Origin of the sequence: Candidatus Albibeggiatoa sp. nov. BB20 (assembly GCA_016744725.1) — a bacterium.
Lineage (GTDB): Bacteria > Pseudomonadota > Gammaproteobacteria > Beggiatoales > Beggiatoaceae > Albibeggiatoa.
The window spans coordinates 1-7,926 of sequence record JADGDW010000190.1 but is presented as its reverse complement, the minus strand read 5'-3'; the positions used below and the strand labels follow the sequence as shown (position 1 = coordinate 7,926).

Annotated in this window: 4 protein-coding genes and 1 pseudogene; 1 reads left to right on the top strand and 4 read right to left on the bottom strand. The window is 36.7% G+C overall.

The genetic code is table 11. The annotated features are described in order from the left end of the window. Positions 1-492: 492 nt before the first annotated feature. Positions 493-645 (bottom strand): annotated as a pseudogene (locus ABXH34_RS16425) (helix-turn-helix domain-containing protein); the annotation flags it as partial. A 255-nt stretch (positions 646-900) separates the two neighbouring features. Between ABXH34_RS16425 and ABXH34_RS16420 the strand changes: the two are divergent. Then, positions 901-2,442: a methyltransferase regulatory domain-containing protein gene (locus tag ABXH34_RS16420; RefSeq protein WP_353572969.1), complete on the top strand. Its 1,542-nt coding sequence runs from the start codon at positions 901-903 to the stop codon at positions 2,440-2,442. 223 nt (positions 2,443-2,665) lie between these two features. On the opposite strand, the gene ABXH34_RS16415 is transcribed toward ABXH34_RS16420, so the two are convergent. From ABXH34_RS16415 to ABXH34_RS16405, 3 genes are all read right to left on the bottom strand, one after another. Then, positions 2,666-4,774: a response regulator gene (locus tag ABXH34_RS16415; RefSeq protein WP_353572968.1), complete on the bottom strand. Its 2,109-nt coding sequence runs from the start codon at positions 4,772-4,774 to the stop codon at positions 2,666-2,668. A gap of 165 nt (positions 4,775-4,939) precedes the next feature. Next, positions 4,940-5,761 carry a type I methionyl aminopeptidase gene (gene map, locus ABXH34_RS16410; RefSeq protein WP_353572967.1) on the bottom strand — a complete coding sequence of 274 codons (822 nt, stop codon included), beginning with the start codon at positions 5,759-5,761 and terminating at the stop codon, positions 4,940-4,942. Positions 5,762-6,005: 244 nt separating this feature from the next. Next, positions 6,006-7,748: a SulP family inorganic anion transporter gene (locus ABXH34_RS16405; protein WP_353572966.1), complete on the bottom strand. Its 1,743-nt coding sequence runs from the start codon at positions 7,746-7,748 to the stop codon at positions 6,006-6,008. Positions 7,749-7,926 lie beyond the last annotated feature (178 nt).

The window sequence follows — 7,926 nt, the reverse complement described above, 5'->3', positions numbered from 1 at the left end:
GTTCTACACTGCCCATGCCTTGTTTAATGCCTTCAAGTAAAGTGTCGATGCTGGCTTTTGAGCCATTCATCTTCCAGTTGCCCGCTATTAATGGTTGACGCATTTTTATTATAATCTCCTCACTTTGGGGGAATGGATTGTAACGATTAGATAGGAAAAAATCAAATTGTAGCAGTAAATTACAGAGTTTTGTATCTACAATTTTGTTCAAATAAAAAGGGCTTAATTCAACAGAGTAAAGGGCTACTCTCGAAATGAAATATAAGCTGGTTTAATTTTGTTGAGTGCTTGCGTTTTGAGCTATTCAAACAAGCTCTGTATTCATCCATTTTCTGACAAACGCTGCTGAAAATGCCAGATTGTACTGTGATTGAGCATACTATCTAATATCTGTAATCCTTTGAAATTCAATAATAAAAAGATACTTGAAAAGTATAAAGAATAAGTGTTTTTTACCTTTGGCCAGCCGTGTAAAGTGATCTCAGTATCATATCAATTTAAACTGGATGTGAAACGATACTTAACAGGTGTCATACCAAATCGTTTTTTGAATGCAGTGCTAAACGCCGTATTATTTTCATATCCGACTTCAGAAGCCAGTATTTGTATCGGCTTATTTGTACTGCATAATAGCTGCACGGCTCTTTGTAAACGTTGTAATAAATTTGGGTAAACAAGTCAAGTTAAGATAAGCTCAGGCACTTCTTGATAAGCACTATGTAGCACATTTTCACCATTTAAAGCCGTCATAATGTCAAAACTATTTATAGCCAAATGGATAAAATATAACTTATTTATTGTTTGTAGTATTCCCATCTATTATAAATTGATGACTTAGCATTTTAAATACAGCTTTAAATTCATCATATATCCAACTTTTTGAACTTAAAATAATTCATCATGACCCAGAATATTTACGATATTGTACCGTATACTGAAAATGTTTATCCACAAACGCATCCCTATCACTTAGCAACTTTGGCAACATTGCGGGGCTTAAATCCGCCTGAAATTTGGAATGCTAAGGCTTTAGAATTGGGTTGTGCTAGCGGCAGTAATTTAATTGCTATGGCGCAGCAAATGCCAAAAGCACAATTAATCGGGATTGATTATGCTCAGCAGCAAATTGACTTAGCGCAACAAAAGTTAGAATTTTGCCAGTTAGATAATGTTTATTTTCAGCAAGCTGATATTTTGCAATTAACTGAAGAATTAGGACAGTTTGATTATATTATTGCCCATGGTTTATATTCATGGATTGGAGACAAAGAACGTGATTATTTGATGCAATTATTGCCTAAATTATTATCAAAAAATGGCATTATTTACATCAGTTACAATATTTTACCGGGTTGGCAACAGGATAAGAGTATACGTGATTTATTATTTTATCATTTAGAAAAAGTGACTGATTTTGGTGAGCGAGTAATACAAGGCAAGCAGTTTTTAAAACAATTACAATTACAGCTAGAAAATCGATTTGATGAACACAGTTTACAATTTAAGAAAAAACTAACTCATTTAATTGATTTGGAAGATGATTATTTTGCCCACGAACATTTAGAACCAAATAATTATACTCCATATTTTCATCAGTTTATGCAACACGCCGCACAACATCAATTGCAATATGTGACCGATGCCAATATCCAATTCTGTCAAGAAAATTACCATTTCCCCGATATTTATCACATTAGCTCAGATATTATCCAACAAGAGCAATACATGGATGGCTTAAAAAATCGGGCTTATCGGGAAAGCATTTTATGTCATGCGGATTTGGCGTTGAGTGCAGAAATTAAAGTTGATCAATTGGAAAAGTTGTATTTTACTGCACCTTTGCAGCGTTTACAGACTGAAGACTTGTTTTTTGCAGAAACTAGTTTAGTTAAAACCCATCATGCAGATGTGGTGAGTTTAGTAGAGCAGCCGTTTTTAAAAGTGCTATGTCATTGTTTGGCTGAATCTTATCCACAAACTCAGTCTTTTTCTGAATTAATCCAATCCGTCGAGCAACAGCTATCACAATCTATTTCAATACCTGAACAAGAAGACATAAAACAGTTTTTGTTAGATATTTATTTGCAAGGCCATTTGCAGCTCTATACACAAGCGTTTCATCATTTATCAGAAAAATCGATTGGGTTACCTTTATCTCGTTGGCAAGCAAATTATGGAAAAACGGTAACAAATTATTTTGGGTACAGTTATCAATTACGTTTAGCCACTCGGCATATATTGCAACATTTGGATGGCGGCAAGCAGCCAGCAGATTTAGTGAAAGTGTTACAAGATTTGCTTGAAACGGGCAAGTTAAAAATTCAAGCGGATGATGTGCAAGATGCAGGACAGAGTTTAAGTGAGGACACGATTCAATCTTTCTTAAATCAATCGGTTTCACAAATTTTACTAGAAATTGAGCAAAAGTTATTATTTGCCTAAAAGCGTGATTGGGATAGTTGTTTTTTATAGATTGCTAGGGCTATCCATTGTGGTAAGAGGGGAGCAGTCCTGATAATCTATTATATAGCCAATTCTATCTTGAGTGTGAGGACTGGCAGTTCTGTTATTATTTAAATATCAATCAGTTTTAAAGTCTAGGACTGCCAGTCCTGTATCATCTTAGAATAAAACGACTATAACAGTGATTTTTAAGCTGAGCTACTCAATGAGATTCTTCCATCAAAACCGAAGCTGGAGGAAATTCAGTTTCAAAACAGGTTTTATCTTCTTCATGCTCACGATTAGAAGCGGTTGCGGTGACTAACAAACCACGAATATTTTCTAATAAATCACCTTTATCATAAGTTTGTTTAGTGAAAATGGTTTCGACATAGCCTTGTAAACGCTGCATATCACTGCTACTCAACTTAGTAGAAGTCAAGACAACCACGGCAATATCGCTCCAACTTGGATTTTCGCGCATTCGGTCTAAGAATTCAAAACCATCCATCACAGGCATCAGTAAATCAAGCAAAATCAAACTGGGTTTTTTATCATCCAAATGATCTAAGGCAACTTGGCCATTTTCAGCTTTAAATACACGCCAACCTTCTAATTTTAATAATTCCGCTGTGGCTTCGCGGACAATCAAATCATCATCAACAATCATTACTAAATCATTGTTATTTGCGCCAATTTTATATTTACCCAAAATGTTAGAGAGCTGGTCACGTCCCACAGGTTTAACTAAATAATCAGTTGCCCCCAAAGCATAGCCACGGTTTCGATGCTCCTCAATAGAGGTCATAATCACATGAATATCAGCCAATAATGGATCGGTTTTCAGCTCAGATAACACATGCCAACCATCAGTTTCGGGCATCATGACATCTAAAATAACCGCATCAGGGCGTAATTTTTTTGCTAGCTGTAAACCTTGTCGACCCGATTCTGCCACCGCTACCGCATAGCCTAATTTTGATAGATAGCTTTTTAATAATTCGCGCACCACTTTATCATCATCAATAACCAATACAATGCCATCACCTTCAAGTAGTTCTTGCGCCTTTGCAATAATCGTATCGTGTTCTGAATGAATTTTGTCTACGGTTTCTACTGTATTGATTGGTAAGGTTAAAATAAACGCTGCACCTTCACCAAACTCACTTTCAACATGGATCGCCCCTCCCATCATGTCAGTAAATTCTTTGCTGATTGCTAAACCTAAACCCGTGCCGCCAAACCGCCGCGTTGTTGAGGCATCAACTTGAGTAAATGGACGAAATAATTTTTTCAATTGCTCCGCCGTCATACCTATACCCGTATCACGAATTTCAAATTGCACCCAATCGCTATTTTGCTTAGTCACTTGAGTCGCGTTAAAGCTAATAATCCCATTTTCAGTGAATTTGGCCGCATTACTTAATAAATTTAATAATATTTGGCGGGTTTTAGTTATATCCGTTTTAATCAAGGATAGGCTACTGTCTACCGTGACTTTGATTTGATTTTGTTTTTTAGAAATTAAAGGCTTAACGGTTAATTCTAAATCTCGAACCAGTTTTTGTACTTGAATTTGCTCTAAAAATAATTCCATCTTGCCCGATTCAATTTTAGATAAATCCAACACACTGTTAATTAAACCCAGTAAATGATTGCCTGCAGAGCGAATTTTTTCCAAATCATCAGTACAGTCCTCAAAGCCTAAATCTTCGGCATCTTCGATTAATATTTCGCTGTAACCAATAATCGCATTCATTGGGGTTCGCAATTCATGACTCATATTGGCCAAAAATTGACTTTTAGCCGTATTGGCAGTTTCAGCTTGTTCTTTAGCTTGTTTTAATTCTTGCGTCCGTTCAATCACTTTTTGCTCTAAATTATTAGCATAAACAAGCAGTTGATTATCCCGTTTTTGAATTTCCAGCTCTAATTTATCTCGTAAGCGATACAGTTCAACATGAGTGCGTACACGGGCTAATAATTCTTCTTGCTGAAACGGTTTGTTGACATAATCCACCCCGCCGACATTAAATGCCCGCAAGCGATCTTTGGGGTTAGTTAAACCAGAAAGGAATAAAATAGGAATGGTATTTAGTTTTTCGATACGTTTGATGTGTTGACAAGTTTCAAAACCGTCCCACCCAGGCATAGTAATGTCTAATAAAATCAGGTCTGGGGAGGCTTCTTGAGCAATATCTAATGCCATTAGCCCCGTCTTAGCCAACAATACCTCAAAGCCTTCCTCTTGCAAAATACCATTGAGCAAAGCAAGATTTGCCAAGTTATCATCTACAACCAAGACGGTAGATTTCGTAGATTTATCTGCCACTTTCGCGCCCTCTTGAGCATATTTTAAAAGAGCTTGTTCTAATTGAACTTAACTATTGTAATGAAGCATGTAAAAAAATGATAGAGACTAGGAGTTTTCCGTTTCAAGATTGTGACAAATAAATGCTAATGCCTCGGTTTAGTTTGGTCAGAGGGTTGCGTGTGTTTAATCAAACGCTTGTTCTTCTTCGCGTAAGGTCAGCACCTCAAACCCAGACTCTGTCACTAAAATCGTATGTTCCCATTGTGAGGACAAACTGCGGTCTTTAGTCACCACGGTCCATTCATCACTGAGGCGTTTGACTTGATGTTTACCCGCATTAATCATCGGTTCAATGGTGAATGTCATTCCGGATTTTAATTCGACGGGTTCGGCTTTTTTAGAATAATAATGCAAAACTTGCGGCTGTTCATGAAACTCACGCCCAATACCATGGCCACAATAATCTTGTACCACACTGAATTTTTGGGATTTTGCCAATTTTTGGATAGCTTTACCAATATCGCTTAGCATCGCACCGGGCTTCACCTGTTCAATGCCTTCTCGTAAGCAATCATAACTGCTTTGCACTAGACGTTTAGCCAATGGTGTTGGCTCTCCAATGATAAACATTTTACTGGTATCACCATGAAAACCATCTTTTATCACCGTAATGTCAATATTGATAATATCACCATTTTTTAGTGGTTTATTATTTGGAATCCCATGACAAACTTGCTGATTAACTGAAGTACAAATAGACTTTGGAAAGCCACGATAGTTCAATGGTGCAGGTATCACTCTTTGTTTTTGAACCATGTAGTCATGACATAGCTTATTAATTTCATTGGTCGTAACCCCTTCTTTTATAAAAGGTTCAATCATCACTAATACATCGGCTGCTAAACGCCCAGCAACCCGCATCTTGTTGATTTCTTCCAGTGTTTTAATCGTAATATCATCCTGCTTTTTTCTAACGGGCGGCTGATTAAAATTTAAACGTCCCATAAACATCCTTCGAGCCAAAGCGAAAAAGTAAACTAATCATTGTACAATGGTTTGGACAGTTTTTTAAGGCACATAATAAAATCAATGAGTTACAAAAAACAAAAAATTATGTAACTTATTGAAATATTTTATATTTTCTAGAAATTATCCAAGCTGTTGATTGTAACAAGTTGTGATTATTAAAAATAGTCCTATAAGTTGAGTTAAATAATAAATCACTTATAGAACTAAAATGAATTCAAACTTATGATTTAGGGATGCTTTCGCATTCATGGAAAACGCGGTGAGGACACTCTCTACAGATTGTTTTATCTAAACGAATAAAAACGGCTTGGATTGCTTCAGTTTTCGAATCAAAGATATATTCATCATTAAATATTTTTGAATACTCAGGTTTTTCTAGTAACTTTCGCGCTTCTGCTTTCATATTGACAAAATACAAACCGCCCCCCATTTGTTGCCGACGTCTTGCTTCTTGCACAATGGTTTCTACCCCTGCAACATCCACAAAATTGATACCACTACTCATAACCAGCAAGTGTTTTTTTGTGACTTCTTGCCATTTTTTGCTAACGTAGCTCACTGCGCCAAAAAATAAAGAACCATCTAGGCGTTCAACTTGGAGTTGAGGACATTGTGGCAACACTTTTTTCTCAATATTGGTAAAGCGGCGACTAATATCATCTATATCAGGTGCAAGCGTCACAATTTTAGGTTTTGAGGTACGATTAAGATAAATCACCAATGACAGCATCACACCTGCATAAATCGCAAATTCCAACTCTAGGAAGAGCGTTGCTAAGAAGGTGACAACTAAGGTTGCTGTTTCTGATTTGCTAGTCAGCATGATGGATTTAATATGGTGAAAATCGATCAGTCCATAGGACACTAATAATAAAATCCCAGCCATGCTTGGAATCGGAATATACGCAGTCAATGGTGCAATGAGTAACACTATCAATGCGAGTGAAATTCCTGCAAAAATTGCAGCCAATGGGGTTTTTGCGCCAGACTCATAGTTGACACCTGTACGGGTAAATGAACCAGATGCGGCATAAGATGAGAAAAAAGGCCCTACCATATTGGACAAACCTTGCCCAATAAACTCTTGATTTCCATCAATCTGCTGATTTGAGCGTGTTGCCACTGCCCTAGCGATAGAAACCGCCTCAACTAAACCTAATACGGCAATTGCTAATGCACCGGGGGCAAGTTGTTTAATCGTTTGAATTGAGAAATCTGGCATCGATAATGGTGGTAAACTCGCAGGAATTTCGCCGACTAATTTAATTCCATGTGCATCAGCACCCATAAAATAAGCCATCAAGCCACCGACAACCAGTGCGAACAGCATCCCTGGCCATTTTGGTGCATATCGTTTAAATCCAAGTGCAATGATAAAGGTTATTATTGCAATACTAAAACCGTAAAAATTAGTTTCTGGTAGGGTTTTAATTAATTCAATCCAAGTATGAATAAACGATTCTCCCGAAGGAATGTGCACTCCAAATACATTTTTAAGCTGACTGGTTGCAATAATAATCGCCGCACCCGCTGTGAAACCGATAACAACCGAGTGCGAAACAAAATTAACCAGTGCCCCCAATCGTGCCAAACCTAAGGCAAGCTGAAATAAGCCTGCCAGAAAGGTCATCGTTAATGCCATTTGGATAAATTGGCTTGAACCTGGTTCAGCATAAATACTGATGCTACTGAATACGACAATAGACATCGCAACTGTAGGCCCTGAAATAAGGTGATAGGATGAGCCAAATAAGGCAGCAATAATCGCAGGGATAATCGCAGCATATAAGCCATATTCAGGTGGCATACCTGCAATCAAAGCATATGCAACCCCTTGAGGCAATACAATAATTGCATTGGTAATACCTGCTATTAAATCAGTTTGTACAGTCTGACTATTTAGCTTGGTTAACCAATTAAGAAATGGAAAAATATTTTTTAGATTGTAACTACCATTTAGCAAGAGTCTATCCTTAAAGTTATTTAATTTAAAAATTGAAGGATTTATAGGTAATATTGGGTAATATAGTATTTTTTGATTTCAAGCTAGAAATATAGATAATACTTCAAATGAAATTCAAATTTTTAGAATATAATTATTTGAAATATTTAAATATTATGTTATAGGCATTATTAGACTG